The organism is Microcoleus sp. K4-B3, assembly GCF_036704615.1.
GTDB lineage: Bacteria > Cyanobacteriota > Cyanobacteriia > Cyanobacteriales > Microcoleaceae > Microcoleus.
Genome location: NZ_JAUBSF010000010.1, coordinates 62253 through 76275, shown reverse-complemented (window position 1 = coordinate 76275; position 14023 = coordinate 62253). Strand labels below are relative to the sequence as shown.

Sequence of the window (14023 nt, the reverse complement as noted above, 5' to 3'; positions counted from 1 at the left end):
GTGGTCAGTGGTCAGTAGTGATATCATGTCCGGTCGCTCGATCAGACATGATATCACTCTAATAGCCAACCAAATAATTCTCCTACTGTCAGTTGCAATTCCCTGGCAAAAGATGGCATGGGCAATAACTGTTCCGGTTGGTCAAACACCTCCGTTGATTGAGTCGGCCGATATACAAAAACCGATCGATCCTCTGGATCGATTAACCAACCCATTTGAGTTCCGTGTTTGAGACAATGTAAAATATTTTTAGTAACTTTAGTTTGGTTTTGGTCGGGGGAGAGGATTTCAATTGTCCAATCCGGGGCGATCGCAAACACATTTGCCACACCACCATTTTCTTTACGGGGAATGCGCTCCCAAGTGAATACAGTCACGTCGGGAACGATCGCTCGACCGCCAAAAATGCACCGTAGTTCTGGAAATGCTCGCGCCACCTTTTGAGGTTTGAGAGCAGTATTAGCAGCGCTTGTCAACTCGCCTTGAATGACACTATGTTCTCCTTGAGGCATCGGTTTTTGAATGATTGCACCGTCAATGTACTCGCTGGCTGGTTGGGTTTCTGGCAACTTCAGAAACTCTTGGAGTGTCAAAGATTTTGGCAGGGTTTGTACCATCCAATTTTACCTATAAAATAGACTTTCATCTGCTATTTTACCAAAAAGTCCCGGACTCGTGCGATCGGCGCTCCACTTACTTCTTCCTTCGGCTATACCACCTTGCATCCTGCGGCTAATCTTGCTTCTATATATTCAGAGACAGTTTTTGAGAGAGTTGGGATTGAAATTACTTTGCCTCAGTAACGGCCACGGAGAAGACGCGATCGCCCTTCGCATCTTGCGGGAACTGCAACAGCACCCGCATCCCCCAGAATTAGACGTGTTTCCGCTAGTGGGCGAAGGGCAAGCTTTCGCTCAACTAGAAAACGCCCGCATCATCGGCCCGGTGCAGCGAATGCCTTCGGGCGGCTTTATTTACATGGACGGGAGGGAATTTTTGCGCGATGTTAAAGGCGGTCTGCTTCAGTTGACCCTAGCTCAGTTTAAGGCCATCCGCGCTTGGGTGCGATCGCAACAACAGTCTGGGAATCAAGACGGCGTTATTTTAGCCTGCGGGGATATTGTACCGCTGCTGTTTGCTTGGCTGGGCGGCGCGCCCTACGCCTTTGTGGGTACGGCAAAGTCCGAGTATTATTTGCGCGACGAGGAGGGGCCTCTGGCTGGCAAATCCCGAGCCTTTGGTTGGTGGGGTTGCCCGCGATCGGTTTATTTGCCTTGGGAGCGCTGGTTGATGACTCGATCGCGCTGTCGGGCCGTTTTTGCCAGGGACGCGCTGACCGCCGAGACTTTACAAAAGCTGGGAATTCCGGCTTACAATCTCGGAAACCCAATGATGGACGGACTCGAACCGGAAAATCCAGCCGGTTTTTACGGCCCTGACGCAGAGTTTCGGGAAATGGAGCGATCGCTCGTCATCACTTTACTCCCCGGTTCTAGAGCGCCGGAAGCCTATGCTAATTGGCTGCTAATAGTAGAGGCTGTAGCCGGAATTTTGTCGCTGTTTGCCGATCGCAAATTGTTATTTTTTGGAGCCATTTCCCCTGAGTTAAATCTAGAAGCTTTGCGACCTAGTTTAGAATTTTTCGGCTGGCGACAAGACGGCGAAATTAGAACGCAGCGGCGAGAAGGAAGTATTTTGCGACCTCCTGTTTCTAGTGCTCAAGAAATTCGGAAAGAATCTCCTAATTTGCTATTGCCCTTGACATTTGTGCAGAGAAACGCCACGATGATTTTGACTCAGCAAAGTTTTAACGATTGTTTGTACGAAGCCGATTTAGCAATAGCAATGGCCGGAACGGCTACAGAACAATTTGTAGGTTTAGGAAAACCCGCGATCGCCATTCCCGGAAACGGCCCGCAATTTACTCCCGCTTTTGCAGAAGCTCAAAGTCGCTTGTTAGGCCCGTCATTAATTTTAGTCAAACATCCCGCCGAAGTTGCCGCTGCCGTGCAGTCTTTGCTCCGCGACCCCGACAGGTTACAGCTAATCGCAGAAAATGGCTGGCGCCGCATGGGAGAACCCGGTGCAGCAGCCAGAATTGCCGAGTGTTTAATTCAGCGGTTCGGCGGTGAATCCAGCACTTCTCAATCGCCGACCATACACTAGGGACACAACAATGTTGTGTCCCTACCCAATATCTTTAATTCTACTTTCTTTAAAAAAAATCTCGTTCGCTAACTAATATCGTTTCCGGTAGCATCGGAATTATTAGCCAAAATTAGGACACGGCACTGCCGTGTCCCTACAATATTATTTTCGGTAGGGACACGGCACTGCCGTGTCCTCTATATCATTCCTACAAATAGAGTGTGCATCTAATCCTGGAGTCGCAACCAATACACCACTCCCAGAAAAAATTTAATTCGCCGTTTTTTCCGAAGATTGCACCCAGAAATTAGCTTGAGGAATTTTAAAATCCGACTTAACCAAAACTCCCGGTTCTCGCTGCACCGGCAGCACATCTAAAGTATCCGTTTGCGCGCAATATTTTAAATCTTCAATAACACCTAAACCGAGGAGGCGCTGGCCGTGACTGGCTCTTTCCAACAATTCGTGCAACCTATCTTGCCAGTGCAGGTAAAGAGCAATAGCAGCAAATACTTCATCGTTACCAGCAAAATCGCTCGCAGGAATACCGCTTTCTGCCAGGAGACTTTGGGCGATCGCACCAGCACAAACCGTATCTTCCAACGAATAACTCCCTTCCCAACCAGAACCCACAATCCAAATAGTTTCCGGCTGTTTATTTAACAAAAACTGCACCACAGATTTGCGGTTAATCAAAGCCGCCGTTAACACAGTTGCAGCAGCTTGCACTCGCTGCAGAGCCCGAGTACCGTTAGTTGTGCTGATAAAAATTCGCTTCCCAGTCACAGTTTCTGGCGTGCAGTCGAAGGGGGAATTCCCCATGTCAAATCCGTCAACTTTGGCGCCGCCTCGCTCTCCAGCGCGAATCCGCTTATCTGCAGGCCATTTTTCGCTCTCGGCCATTAGCTTATCTAAGTCGCTGAAAACTTGGACAGCTTCCGCCCCATTATTCAGGGCTGTTGCCATTGTCGTAGTCGCCCGCAGCACATCAACTGCGATCGCGCAAGCAGGCATTTTGTCGGCTGGCGTAAGTTCCGGGGTATGGTAAATAAAAAGCTTCACTTTTGGGCTACCTGCGATAAATCCTCATCAGCAATAATAATGGAAAGTGGATGATAGAAAATAGAGTCGAGTCCTCAAAAGCAGAAAATATGTCAAAACAGCTCAATTCAAACCCCGCCCCCACCGCCATTACCGCACCAATTGGACTCCTGGCAGGTTTTACCTATCCTTTGCGAGCTTTCACGCTGATTTTGCAAACTCCCAAGCTGTGGACTTATGTATTAGTTCCCGTGGTGCTAAATTTTATAATTGGTATCGGTCTTTATTTAAGCTTGCTATTTCCCAGTTTGGCAGGGATAGACGTTTTAGTTGCCGATTTGTCCGTCCGATTTAATACTCTAATTGCGAGTTTTCCAGCTTGGCTGAGCTTTCTCGGCGTGTTAACAGTTGCTTTCGGCTGGCTGCTGCGCGTACTCCTAGTGTCAGGACTTTTGCTGATAATTGGATTTTTGTTAGTGCAGTTTGGCGTGATTTTAGGTTCGCCCTGGTACGGCAAACTTTCCGAACAATTGGAACTGCTGCGGAACGGTCAATTGCCCGCAGAAGCACCAATGAATTTGGCGAGTAGTTTTGGGGATATTCAAAGGGCGATCGCCTTTGAACTGCGAAAACTACAAATTTTGTTGAGCGTCGGTATACCGCTGCTGCTGCTAAATTTTATCCCTGGAGTAGGCTCTATTCTTAGCAGTTTGGGTGGCGTAGCTTTGGGCGCGACTATTGTCTGTTTGGACTTTTTAGATGCACCTTTGGAGAGGCGGAGGCGACCTTTTCAGGAGAAGTTGGAGATAATTCGGGGGAGTTTGCCTGCCAGCGGGAGTTTTGGTGTGGTTTGTTTGGGGTTGGTGAGTATTCCGCTGTTGAATCTGTTGGCCATTCCGCTGTGCGTGACGGCGGGAACTTTGTTTTTTTGCGATCGTATTTGGCCGGCCCGCTTTGCCTCAGAAGAAACAAAGAGCGATCGAGAAACTAACATTACAAATTAAAAACTACGGAGATACTTCTCCCTTCGGCTGACTCTGGGAGTTAAGCCCCAAAAACGGGCTTAAAAACAGCCAACTAAGGAAGAAGAATGAAGCTGTAAATAGCTGGACAATATCAACCGCCGACAAATATCCGTCAGATAAGAGTGCAATAGTTCTATCTGTCAGCCCGAATATCCAAGAGAGAATCCCAAACAGCCAAATGCCTTTTTGGAGCATGGGCAAAAATGCTGAAACTTCGGAGTTTTGCTGCTTGTTCATTGATTTAGCCCTTGTTTGCGAAGAATCTGATTAACCGGGGCACCCCAAGGGCTTAAGGATTTTTGGTGTCTCCTCGGATTCCCTTTGTTATCTATATGTTAAAAAATGTTTAGTTCTATTGCCATTTGTCGCAAGAGGTATTTTCGCATCTATCTTTAGAGGTAGTCTGAGCGCTCAAAAACAGTTAAATTTACTACACTTTGGTTAGAGGATGTTTGAAAATACGGAGAGAGACAAAAAGGCCCAGGCAAGTCTGCGTAGCATCCGTCGAATCATGGCAATATGGATCAAGGCTTTTGAGGATGCAGGTAATCGCTCACTATCGACATTTCGGCGGCGAGAGCAATGGAACCAACCGTAGGTGCGCTCTACTGTCCAGCCTTTGGGAAGCCGCACAAAACCTTGAGTGCCCTCAGGTTTTTTGACGACACGGGCGAATCCATCAGGATGTATCCATCACCCAAGGGAGAAACTCCGCCCCAGAAAATCCTCTATCGACCCAGATGCGGACGAGTCGCAGCAGGCGATGTCCTGGTTCACTTATTTGAGCAATTGCTTTGCTCCTTCGCCCTCAGGCAAGTTGGTAGAATTGGGCGGAGACTGAGTTTTTACAGCAATCCTAACTGATTGGAAAAATCCTCTCTTCTCTCTGTGTCCTCCGCGACTCTGCGGTTTGAAAAAAAAATCACGAATAAAAAATGATTCAGCCTTTGTTAATTAACACTTACGATCCAAAAGGAGGAGGCGGAGCCACGCGCGCAGCTTATCGGCTGCATCAGGGGTTAATTCAGCTAGGAGTTGACTCCAAGATGCTAGTTCAAGAGCGGAGAATTGACGACAGGACTGTAATGGGTGCTCCTAACAAGGTAGCTCAAAGAATGTGGAAAGCCCGTCCTGTTTTGGATGCTTTGCCGCTACAATTTTACAGGAACAGACAAAGCCATCCGGTACTTTTTTCCGTGCAATGGCTCCCCGATATAATTACGTCGCGAATTGCTGCTCTCAATCCAGATGTCGTTAACTTGCACTGGATAGGTGACGGATTTGTTGCGGCAGAAGCGCTGTCTGAGTTTAATAAACCAATTGTTTGGACGCTGCACGATATGTCAGCATTTACGGGTGGATGCTGTTACAGCCAAGAGTGCGATCGCTACACCAAATCCTGCGGCAATTGTCCTCTACTCGGCCATAATAAAAGCTGGGATTTGTCCCGCTGGGTTTGGCAGCGAAAAGCGAAAGCATGGCAAAATCTCAAACTCACAGTTGTCACTCCTAGCAAATGGCTCGCTGACTCTGCAAAGTCCAGTTCGCTATTTAAAAATAGTGACATTAGAGTGATTCCATACGGATTGGATACTGGCACATATAAACCCTGCGATCGGCAAACAGCCAGAAATATACTAAATCTCCCGCAAGATCGGCAACTGATTCTTTTCGGTGCGCTGAATTCAAGCAACAAAAGGAAAGGTTTTCCTTTTCTTCTGCAGGCTTTAAAGCAGCTAAGTAATTATGAAAACTCACAAAATTGGGAGTTAATTGTATTCGGTGCATCTCAACCAAAGGAAAAACAGGATATAGACTTAAAAACACGCTATCTTGGTACTCTAAGCGACGATATTTCTTTAGCACTTATTTATGCAGCAGCAGATGTTTTTGTTGCTCCTTCAGTTCAAGATAATTTACCCAACACAGTCATGGAAGCCTTAGCTTGCGGCACTCCTTGCGTAGCTTTTAAAATTGGTGGAATGCCAGATTTAATAGAACACGAACAAAATGGCTATTTGGCTCATCCCTTTGCTACAGAAGATTTAGCGCAAGGAATTGCTTGGGTGTTAGAATCTCGGCAGCGTTGGCAAGTTTTATCAAGTCGTGCCAGAGAAAAAGTTGAACAGGAATTTTCTTTAGAAAAACAAGCACGTCGATACTTATCTGTATTTGAAGAAGTAAGTACAACAACCTTTAAACAAAGCTAGTAACTCACAGTTACCGAGCTAATTAAAGAGCAAAAACCTCAGCAAATACTAACTTCGGAAACTTCATTTACTCTCTCCCTAATTCAGCAGTCTAATTGGTTTTTGCATCAACGATCGGCAGAAGGTTTAACTGATAAACTTTCTGGGTACTGCGGATTAAATCAGCGGTCGATATCGGTGCCGTAAAAGCTGCATTTCAAACTTTGATAGACCGCCGGCTAGGAAGGGGGTAAAAAGACCTGCATGACGCAAATGCTTCACGCTCGTCGATACCCTGGGCTTACTGATTGCTGTGCGGGTTGTCGCCGCCGAAATGTCGATTATCAGCGATTACCTGCATCAAAAGAAGCCTTTATCCACATAGCCATGATTCGACTGATGCTACGCAGACTTGCCTGGGCCTTTTTGTCTCTCTCCGTATTGTCAAACATCCTCAAAGAGCCAGATCCCTTTAGCCGGAGTCAGCTCTTGCACCGCAGCTACTTGATATAGTGGGTCACAGGCGAATCCGGTCATCCCAATCTGACGATCGAATGAAAAACTTGTATTTTTTGTGAAACATGATATACTACTAAATGTAATTTAGGATCGATAACATTAAACAATGCCACGCTTAAATCAGATTATTGCGATCGAAAAAGGCATCAAAAGCCGCTCCGCCCAAGAACTAGCAGAAGCTCAAAAAGCGCTCCAGAAGCCCGCTGTGCTTTCTGGAATCTCCCGCACTTACCGTCCCAAAGACGAAGAAGGCGAACAACTGCCGCCCGAGTCCAAAAAAGTTGAAGTCAAAGCCGAAGAGATTATCCGCAAAACAACTGAAGTTTTGACCAAACTATTCGACGTAACCGCAACCAAAGATTGGACAAATTGTAGCGCTCGCGCTGACGTAACTGTAGACGGAAACGTGCTTTTGAGCCAAGTTCCCGTCAGCTATTTGCTATTCATTGAAAAGCAGTTAGCAGATTTGCAAGCATTCATCAAAAAACTTCCAGTCTTAGATGCTTCCGAGACTTGGAACTTCGATGCTTCGGCCGACTGTTGGGCTACAGAACCGGTGCAAACTCTCAAGACTTTTAAAACTCCGCGCAATCACGTTAAAGCTGAAGCTACCGAGCACCATCCGGCTCAAGTCGATGTTTATTACGAAGATATTACGATCGGCTACTGGCGGACTGTCAAGTTTTCTGGATCTTTGCCAGCGCGGCGAATCAATGAGTTGCTGCAAAGGGTGGAAATCTTGCAGCAAGCTGTTATGTTCGCCCGCGAAGAAGCTAACAATTCAGAAGTTGAGGAACAGAGAGTGGGAGAGCGAATTTTTCAGTTTATTTTCCGCTAATTGCTTGCTTTTTTGATAGTTATGGTTTAAGATATAAACAGAGTACAAGTTCAATCTAAAACTTCAACTTAAACCGTACAAATGTGACAGTACAGGTTCGACTCCTGTCCCTTCTACCCAAAATAGGGGGGTAGCCCAATTGGCAGAGGCAGCATTGCGTACAAATTCAACAGCAAGCTATTACTCTAAACTCAGCATTCACCGCCGATCGCTAAAACGAATGTCAGGAAAATCACATCATCGAGGTTGCTGGCTCATATCCAGCCCCCTCTACCAAACGCAGGGGGGTAGCTCAATCGGTAGAGCGCGATGCTATTAATCTTAAATCCTTGACTTAAATGTGATAGCGTGCGCAAATGGGCGGTAAATATAAACCCAGTAGTAAGGTCAGAACTGCTGGGTTTTATGCTAATAATTGAATCAATTCGTTAAATCCGTCAGTCCTGGACGTGTCAAGACCGATGATTTACTGCATCAATCCTCAATGCGAACAACGCGAAAATCCTGCTGCTGCTCAAAATTGTCAGGCTTGCGGCACGGATTTGTTAATTGGCGATCGCTACCGTATCCTTAAACCAGTGCGATCGCCCAATCCCGCACGCCCCACTGACATCTTTGAAGTTGAAGATTTGGGAACAGGGGAAAACGAATGGGGGACTGTCAAAGTTTTAAAAGTCTTGAAACACACCCACAATCCCGATTTAGTTCACTTGTTCAAGCAAGAAGCGCGAGTTTTGATTTGGCTGGCCGGAAAGGGCCCAGTTCCCCAAGTCGAACCTGACGGTTATTTCCAAATAAAACTCCCCAATAACTTCCAGAAATTGTCTTGTTTGGTAATGGAAAAGATTAGCGGAGAAAACTTGGCAGAATTCTTAACTAAAAACCAGTACGTTTCTCAAAAACTCGCTCTTGATTGGCTGCAACAAATGCTTGATATTTTGCAGGAAATCCACAAATATCATGTAGTGCATCGGGATATTAAGCCATCCAACCTGATGCTTGCAGCGGATGGGAAATTGAGATTAATTGACTTCGGCGCCGCCTCAGAAGCAGAGAGAGATACCGCACCCATAGGTTCTGCTGGATACTGCGCACCCGAACAAATTGCAGGTAAAGCAGGCGTGCGATCGGACTTTTTTGCCGTGGGGCGTACTTTTGTACATTTATTAACAGGCATACAGCCGATCGACTTTCCCGTTAATGAAAAAACTGGTAAAATTAATTGGAGGAACCAGGCTGTAGATATTGACCCGTTACTCCTAGACTCGATCGACGAATTGATGGAACCGCTACCGGAAAACCGACCTGAAAATACCCAAGTTATTTTAGAAAAATTAAAAATTCATGACGGAGACCCCCTGCAAAAGGGGGACGCAACATCGCTTCAATAAATCTCTTCCAACCTGCGAAAATCCCGCTCAACTTCCGCCCACAAAGCCCGATTGTGAGGGTCAGTTTTCACAGCCTTTTTCAAATAAATTCTCGCCTTATCAACCTGCCTTTCTCCGATCAAATGCCGTCCCCAGCGCTGATAGGCGATCGCCTGCCACTGACGCACCTCCAAATCTTCGGGAACCCGCTGTGCCAAACCCTCAATCAACGCGATCGCCCGCGGGAACCTCTGATATTTCAGCAACTGCTGCAACTCAAAATAAGCATCTTGCTTTAACTTTTGTTCTACCGCCGACAGATCCGCAGGAGATTGAACCGCAGTCTCTTTTCGAGTCACTTTAACTGCCTGCGGTTGAGCTTTCACCTCCCGATCCGGCGGTGTCGCAGTAGGCGGTACAGTTGAATTGGCAACTTTCGACTCCGCAACATGGGGGGGGGCAATATTCACCAAGAACTTATAAGCCTCAGTAATAGCAATAAACTTATTCTTAGCCTGTTCGTTTCCCGGATTCACATCGGGGTGATACTGTCTGGCTAACTGCCGATAAGAGGCCTTAACTTGCGATAAACTCGCGCCAGACCTCAGTCCTAACTGTCGGTAATAATCTGCAATATCCATTTAGCATGAATGAGCGTTGATAATACCATTAAATATGGCAGAATCCTTAAATGTAAAGATTCTGCCAAAATTTACTGCGAACTAGGTTGTAGTGCGAGGGTTGCCCGCACTACGGTCGCGAAAAAATAACTTAGGGACGATCTTCGATCACTCTGTCAATCAAGCCATATTCCTTGGCTTCCTCAGCGGACATGAAATAGTCGCGATCCATGTCCTTCTCGATTTTCTCGATCGGCTTGCCAGTATTCTTAGCATAGATATTATTGAGTTCGTGGCGCAGCCGCAGAATCTCTTTCGCCTCAATCTGAATATCCGTTGCTTGTCCCCGCGTGCCCCCAGAAGGCTGGTGAATCATGATTCGCGAGTGAGGCAAAGCTAACCGTTTTCCTTTCGCACCGGCAGCTAACAGGAAAGAACCCATCGAAGCAGCCAAGCCCACACAAATCGTCACCACGTCCGATTTAATGTGCTGCATGGTATCAAAAATAGCCATGCCTGCCGACACCATTCCGCCTGGGGAATTGATGTACAAAATAATATCCTTACCTGAATCTTCCGAATCGAGATAGAGCATCACAGCGATGATTTGATTGGCAATTTCATCGTCAATGTCCCTGCCCAAGAAAATAATCCGTTCCCGGTAGAGGCGATCGTAGATATTAATCCACTGAGTATCATAACCACCCGGCATTTTGTAGGGAACTTTTGGCACACCTATAGGCATAATTCGGAACTCCGTTTAGTTGGTAATTGGTAATTGGGAATCGGGCATCGGGCATCGGGCATTGGTAATTGGGAATCGGTAATTGGGAATCGGTAATTGGGAATTGTTAGTCATAAAAAGACTATTGAATAACTAATCAGGGTAGAAACTACTAGCCATTAACCCTTAATTATTACTCATGCCCATTCCCCATTTCCCATTACCTATTCCCCATTCCCCATTCCCCATTTCCCATTTCACATTCCCAGTTAGATGACTCCAGCCGGCAGCGGTTTCGGCAATTCTTCCGAACTTTCAAGAACGCGATCGATCAAACCGTATTCTTTAGCTTCATGGGGCGTCATGTACAGCAACCGATCCATATCTTTAGTAATTTTTTCGATCGGTTGGCCAGTACAGCTTGCAAAAATCTCAAGCATCGTCGCTTTATTTGCCAGCACTTCCTTAGCCCGAATTTGAATGTCGCTTGCTTGACCCCGCGTGTAAGCCTTGGGTTGGTGCAACACAATCGAAGCGTGCGGCAAACTCGCCCGAAAGCCTTTTGTACCAGCCGCTAAAAGCATCGCAGACATCCCCATTGCCGAACCGAGGCAAATAGTGTGCACGGGCGGCTTAATGTACCTGATCGTATCGCAGATAGCGAAGGCTTCTGTTTCAAAGCCGACGGGTTCGCCACTGTAACCAGAAGTGCCGGTCGAGTTGATGTAGATTTTGATCGGCTTCTCGGGGTCTTCGTACTGCAAGAACAACAGTTCAGCGATAATCAGTTCTGTTACCGCAGGCACTAGAGGCATACCCAGATAAACGATCCGCTCCTTCAGCAACAGGGATGGCAAATCGGGAGGTGGCGTCCGAGAGTTCCCTTCCCCGTAGTATGGCGATTGCACAGCTTTAATTGGTGTGTTCATATAACCGAAATGTTGCCTGAACTGATGGAGCTATTCTTAAAGAAATAGTAACGCAATCTTTAGGTATCCCGCATGAAAGTTAGTTTGCTCCCGGTTTTAAACGACCCTAACCTTGACGCTGCCGCGCCCTCAACGCAGCGCCAGCTAGCAATTTCAGTGTCTGCGACGGCAAGCTCGATCGACTCCAGCGTACCCTTAAACCTGTGCCTGATTCTCGACCACAGCGGTTCGATGGGCGGACGCCCCTTGGAAACCGTCAAACAAGCTGCCGGACGGTTGCTCGACAGGTTGAAGCCCGGGGATCGCTTTTGCGCGGTGGCTTTCGACCATAAAGCCAAAGTCCTCGTCCCCAATCAAATTGTGGGAGATCCCAGCAGTATTAAACGGCAAATTGAGCAATTGCGATCGGCCGGCGGCACAGCAATTGATGAGGGCATTAAGTTAGGTATTGAAGAGTTGGGCAAAGGCAAAAAAGAAGCTATATCTCAGGCATTTCTGCTGACTGACGGCGAAAACGAACACGGCGACGACAGCCGCTGTTTGAAGTTGGCTAAATTGGCTGCCGACTACAACATGACTTTAAATTCTCTGGGATTTGGCGATAACTGGAACCAGGATATTTTGGAAAAGATTGCTGACGCTGGCGGCGGTGCTCTGGCTCACATTCAGCGTCCCGAAGATGCGGTAGACGAGTTTGGCAAACTATTTACTCGCATCCAAGGTGTAGGTTTGACTAATGCTTATTTGCTATTTTCACTGATGCCAAAAGTACGGTTAGCCGAACTCAAACCGATCGCCCAAGTTGCCCCGGATACGATCGAATTACCGATACAGCAAGAGGGCGATCGTTTTATGGTGCGCCTGGGAGATTTAATGAAAGATATAGAGCGAGTAGTTTTGGCTAATATTTATATTGGACAGTTGCCCGAAGGTACACAGGCGATCGGGCAATTGCAAATTCGCTACGACGATCCGACTGTCGGTCAAAGTTTGCTTTCCGATCCCGTTGCAGTTTCTGCTAATGTCTTGAAAGTTTATCAGCCGGCACTTAACCCGACTGTGCAGCAGCACATTTTAGCTTTGGCTAAATACCGCCAAACTCAACTGGCAGAAACTAGATTGCAACAGGGCGATCGGGCTGGCGCGGCTACGATGCTGCAAACTGCTGCTAAAACTGCTCTGCAAATGGGCGATAAAAGTGCCGCAACTGTGCTCCAAACCTCTGCTACTCGTTTGCAGTCTGGCGAACAATTGAGTGAAGCCGATCGCAAGAAAACTCGGCTTGCTTCTAAAACTATTTTGAAGTAATCCGGTGATTTAAAATTTTAAATAATTTTAAATTGGGCGATCGGACAATTTGCCGATGCTAAATCGCGTCTACAAAAACGAAACCCGCGCCCCGGCGGGTTTCAATATTATGAGTCTCGCCTGCAAAAAGCGAGAGTCAGTGTAGCCCCATTGTTTCAAGCCGTGGAGCGCGTAGAAGCTCGATCGTTTAGAATGTTTGTATCACCTATCAAGAGTGCTTGTATGAACCAGACAATATCTGATAAAGTACGCTGGACTACCGCCGATTTAGAACTATTGCCCGATAACGGCGATCGTTACGAAATTATTGATGGAGAGTTATTTGTGACTAGAGCACCGCATTGGGGTCATCAACAAGCTATAGGCAACCTCTACCAAGAACTTAATACTTGGTCGCGAGAGACTAATTTAGGACGAGCAGGAATCAATCCAGGTATCATTTTCACGGATGCTGATAACGTCATTCCGGATCTAGTTTGGGCCAGCAATGAACGCTTGGCTATCTTGCTAGACGAAGCCGGCCATTTAACCGCCGCACCTGAGTTAGTTGTTGAAGTATTGTCCCTCGGTGCAGACAATGAAAGACGGGATAGAGATTTGAAACTCAGACTCTATTCGGTACGAGGAGTACAGGAATACTGGATTGTGAATTGGCGGTTGCAGCAAATAGAAGTTTATCGCAGGGAACAAGCAAGTTTAAGGCTCATTGCTACGCTGTTGAGCGCTGATGAATTGACCTCGCCTTTGTTACCTGGTTTTAGTTGCTCTGTCGCTCGAATTTTTGCTTAGATTTATGAAACACTTTTACCGGGCGATCGGCATTTTAGGATTTGTTACCGTTTTGGGTGGCATATCCCCTGCCATTCCAGCAGAGTCAGCGCCAATACTCATCGTTCAAAATCCTGCTGAAGACTTATTTAACAGCGCTTTAGCCAAATCAGAAGCTGGAGACTTTCAAGGGGCGATCGCCGATTACACCGAAGCCATCCGCCTCAACCCCAACTACGCTAAAGCCTACAACAAACGCGGCATCATCCGCGGCCGCAATCTCAAAGATTATCCAGCAGCTAAAGCAGATTTCGATCGCGCCATTGAAATCAACCCCAACTACGGCGACGCCTACTACAACCGCGCCAGAGTCCGCGAGTTCTTAGAAGACAAACCGGGGGCGATCGCCGATTATCATAAAGCAGCCGAACTCTATCAAAAAGATGGCAATACCAACGATTATCAAGATGCTATCAAGCATCTTGAAATGCTGCAAGAATAAATGGCTTTTGAAAACATGGTATAATATGATTAGTGTTTAACA

Annotated in this window: 16 protein-coding genes; 9 read left to right on the top strand and 7 right to left on the bottom strand. The window is 46.8% G+C overall.

Translation table 11 applies throughout. The features are described from left to right. Nucleotides 1–53: 53 nt before the first annotated feature. Nucleotides 54–617 carry a Uma2 family endonuclease gene (locus QUA78_RS07465; RefSeq protein WP_333398704.1) on the bottom strand — a complete coding sequence of 188 codons (564 nt, stop codon included), beginning with the start codon at nucleotides 615–617 and terminating at the stop codon, nucleotides 54–56. A 163-nt stretch (nucleotides 618–780) separates the two neighbouring features. Between QUA78_RS07465 and QUA78_RS07460 the strand changes: the two genes are divergently transcribed. Further along, a complete protein-coding gene (locus QUA78_RS07460) occupies nucleotides 781–2166 on the top strand; it encodes a lipid-A-disaccharide synthase-related protein (protein WP_333398703.1) in 1386 nt (461 codons plus the stop codon). 252 nt (nucleotides 2167–2418) lie between these two features. On the opposite strand, the gene QUA78_RS07455 is transcribed toward QUA78_RS07460, so the two are convergent. Next, nucleotides 2419–3210: a 2-phosphosulfolactate phosphatase family protein gene (locus QUA78_RS07455; RefSeq protein WP_333307245.1), complete on the bottom strand. Its 792-nt coding sequence runs from the start codon at nucleotides 3208–3210 to the stop codon at nucleotides 2419–2421. Nucleotides 3211–3299: 89 nt separating this feature from the next. Between QUA78_RS07455 and QUA78_RS07450 the strand changes: the two genes are divergently transcribed. Next, nucleotides 3300–4193, top strand: coding sequence for an EI24 domain-containing protein (locus QUA78_RS07450; protein WP_333398702.1), 894 nt, complete (start codon nucleotides 3300–3302; stop codon nucleotides 4191–4193). Nucleotides 4194–4196: 3 nt separating this feature from the next. Here QUA78_RS07450 and QUA78_RS07445 read toward each other — a convergent pair whose 3' ends face one another. Together QUA78_RS07445 and QUA78_RS32805 are read right to left on the bottom strand one after the other, a co-directional pair. Beyond that, the gene (locus QUA78_RS07445; protein ID WP_333306357.1) at nucleotides 4197–4451 is read right to left on the bottom strand and encodes a hypothetical protein; all 255 of its coding nucleotides are present in this window, start codon (nucleotides 4449–4451) and stop codon (nucleotides 4197–4199) included. A 204-nt stretch (nucleotides 4452–4655) separates the two neighbouring features. Beyond that, a complete protein-coding gene (locus tag QUA78_RS32805) occupies nucleotides 4656–4847 on the bottom strand; it encodes a transposase (RefSeq protein WP_445302411.1) in 192 nt (63 codons plus the stop codon). Between QUA78_RS32805 and QUA78_RS07440 the strand changes: the two genes are divergently transcribed. The 4 genes from QUA78_RS07440 (at nucleotide 4797) to QUA78_RS07420 (ending at nucleotide 9151) form a co-directional block, all read left to right on the top strand. After that, nucleotides 4797–5078 (top strand): hypothetical protein, encoded by a 282-nt coding sequence (locus tag QUA78_RS07440; RefSeq protein WP_333306358.1) that lies wholly within the window; start codon nucleotides 4797–4799, stop codon nucleotides 5076–5078. The genes QUA78_RS32805 and QUA78_RS07440 overlap by 51 nt on opposite strands. 71 nt (nucleotides 5079–5149) lie before the next feature. Continuing rightward, nucleotides 5150–6424, top strand: coding sequence for a glycosyltransferase family 4 protein (locus tag QUA78_RS07435; RefSeq protein ID WP_333306360.1), 1275 nt, complete (start codon nucleotides 5150–5152; stop codon nucleotides 6422–6424). A 604-nt stretch (nucleotides 6425–7028) separates the two neighbouring features. Next, nucleotides 7029–7760: a DUF7873 family protein gene (locus QUA78_RS07425; RefSeq protein ID WP_333197812.1), complete on the top strand. Its 732-nt coding sequence runs from the start codon at nucleotides 7029–7031 to the stop codon at nucleotides 7758–7760. Nucleotides 7761–8221: 461 nt separating this feature from the next. After that, on the top strand, nucleotides 8222–9151 hold the full coding sequence (locus QUA78_RS07420) for a serine/threonine-protein kinase (RefSeq protein WP_333306362.1): 930 nt from the start codon (nucleotides 8222–8224) through the stop codon (nucleotides 9149–9151). Here the strand turns inward: QUA78_RS07420 and QUA78_RS07415 are convergent. The 3 genes from QUA78_RS07415 to QUA78_RS07405 all read right to left on the bottom strand — a co-directional run bounded on the left by QUA78_RS07415 (nucleotide 9145) and on the right by QUA78_RS07405 (nucleotide 11403). Beyond that, entirely contained in the window at nucleotides 9145–9771 is a 627-nt protein-coding gene (locus tag QUA78_RS07415; RefSeq protein ID WP_333306364.1) for a J domain-containing protein, read from the bottom strand. The genes QUA78_RS07420 and QUA78_RS07415 overlap by 7 nt on opposite strands. Nucleotides 9772–9901: 130 nt before the next feature. Beyond that, the gene (locus tag QUA78_RS07410) at nucleotides 9902–10495 is read right to left on the bottom strand and encodes an ATP-dependent Clp protease proteolytic subunit (protein ID WP_172188328.1); all 594 of its coding nucleotides are present in this window, start codon (nucleotides 10493–10495) and stop codon (nucleotides 9902–9904) included. A gap of 248 nt (nucleotides 10496–10743) precedes the next feature. Then, nucleotides 10744–11403, bottom strand: a complete 660-nt coding sequence (locus QUA78_RS07405; protein ID WP_333306366.1) for an ATP-dependent Clp protease proteolytic subunit — start codon at nucleotides 11401–11403, stop codon at nucleotides 10744–10746. A gap of 72 nt (nucleotides 11404–11475) precedes the next feature. On the opposite strand from QUA78_RS07405, the gene QUA78_RS07400 reads away from it, so the two are divergent. From QUA78_RS07400 to QUA78_RS07390, 3 genes are all read left to right on the top strand, one after another. Then, nucleotides 11476–12711 (top strand): VWA domain-containing protein, encoded by a 1236-nt coding sequence (locus tag QUA78_RS07400; RefSeq protein ID WP_333398700.1) that lies wholly within the window; start codon nucleotides 11476–11478, stop codon nucleotides 12709–12711. A gap of 222 nt (nucleotides 12712–12933) precedes the next feature. Further along, nucleotides 12934–13500, top strand: a complete 567-nt coding sequence (locus QUA78_RS07395; RefSeq protein WP_333305720.1) for a Uma2 family endonuclease — start codon at nucleotides 12934–12936, stop codon at nucleotides 13498–13500. 4 nt (nucleotides 13501–13504) lie between these two features. Continuing rightward, the gene (locus tag QUA78_RS07390; protein ID WP_333305722.1) at nucleotides 13505–13981 is read left to right on the top strand and encodes a tetratricopeptide repeat protein; all 477 of its coding nucleotides are present in this window, start codon (nucleotides 13505–13507) and stop codon (nucleotides 13979–13981) included. The last annotated feature ends 42 nt before the right edge of the window (nucleotides 13982–14023 follow it).

What these genes read in the sequence shown, in the direction of transcription:
- QUA78_RS07465 (WP_333398704.1), bottom strand. Translation starts at nt 617, where the DNA reads ATGGTACAAACCCTGCCAAAATCTTTGACACTCCAAGAGTTTCTGAAG.
- QUA78_RS07450 (WP_333398702.1), top strand. Translation starts at nt 3,300, where the DNA reads ATGTCAAAACAGCTCAATTCAAACCCCGCCCCCACCGCCATTACCGCA.
- QUA78_RS07445 (WP_333306357.1), bottom strand. Translation starts at nt 4,451, where the DNA reads ATGAACAAGCAGCAAAACTCCGAAGTTTCAGCATTTTTGCCCATGCTC.
- QUA78_RS07440 (WP_333306358.1), top strand. Translation starts at nt 4,797, where the DNA reads ATGGAACCAACCGTAGGTGCGCTCTACTGTCCAGCCTTTGGGAAGCCG.
- QUA78_RS07435 (WP_333306360.1), top strand. Translation starts at nt 5,150, where the DNA reads ATGATTCAGCCTTTGTTAATTAACACTTACGATCCAAAAGGAGGAGGC.
- QUA78_RS07425 (WP_333197812.1), top strand. Translation starts at nt 7,029, where the DNA reads ATGCCACGCTTAAATCAGATTATTGCGATCGAAAAAGGCATCAAAAGC.
- QUA78_RS07420 (WP_333306362.1), top strand. Translation starts at nt 8,222, where the DNA reads ATGATTTACTGCATCAATCCTCAATGCGAACAACGCGAAAATCCTGCT.
- QUA78_RS07415 (WP_333306364.1), bottom strand. Translation starts at nt 9,771, where the DNA reads ATGGATATTGCAGATTATTACCGACAGTTAGGACTGAGGTCTGGCGCG.
- QUA78_RS07410 (WP_172188328.1), bottom strand. Translation starts at nt 10,495, where the DNA reads ATGCCTATAGGTGTGCCAAAAGTTCCCTACAAAATGCCGGGTGGTTAT.
- QUA78_RS07405 (WP_333306366.1), bottom strand. Translation starts at nt 11,403, where the DNA reads ATGAACACACCAATTAAAGCTGTGCAATCGCCATACTACGGGGAAGGG.
- QUA78_RS07400 (WP_333398700.1), top strand. Translation starts at nt 11,476, where the DNA reads ATGAAAGTTAGTTTGCTCCCGGTTTTAAACGACCCTAACCTTGACGCT.
- QUA78_RS07395 (WP_333305720.1), top strand. Translation starts at nt 12,934, where the DNA reads ATGAACCAGACAATATCTGATAAAGTACGCTGGACTACCGCCGATTTA.
- QUA78_RS07390 (WP_333305722.1), top strand. Translation starts at nt 13,505, where the DNA reads ATGAAACACTTTTACCGGGCGATCGGCATTTTAGGATTTGTTACCGTT.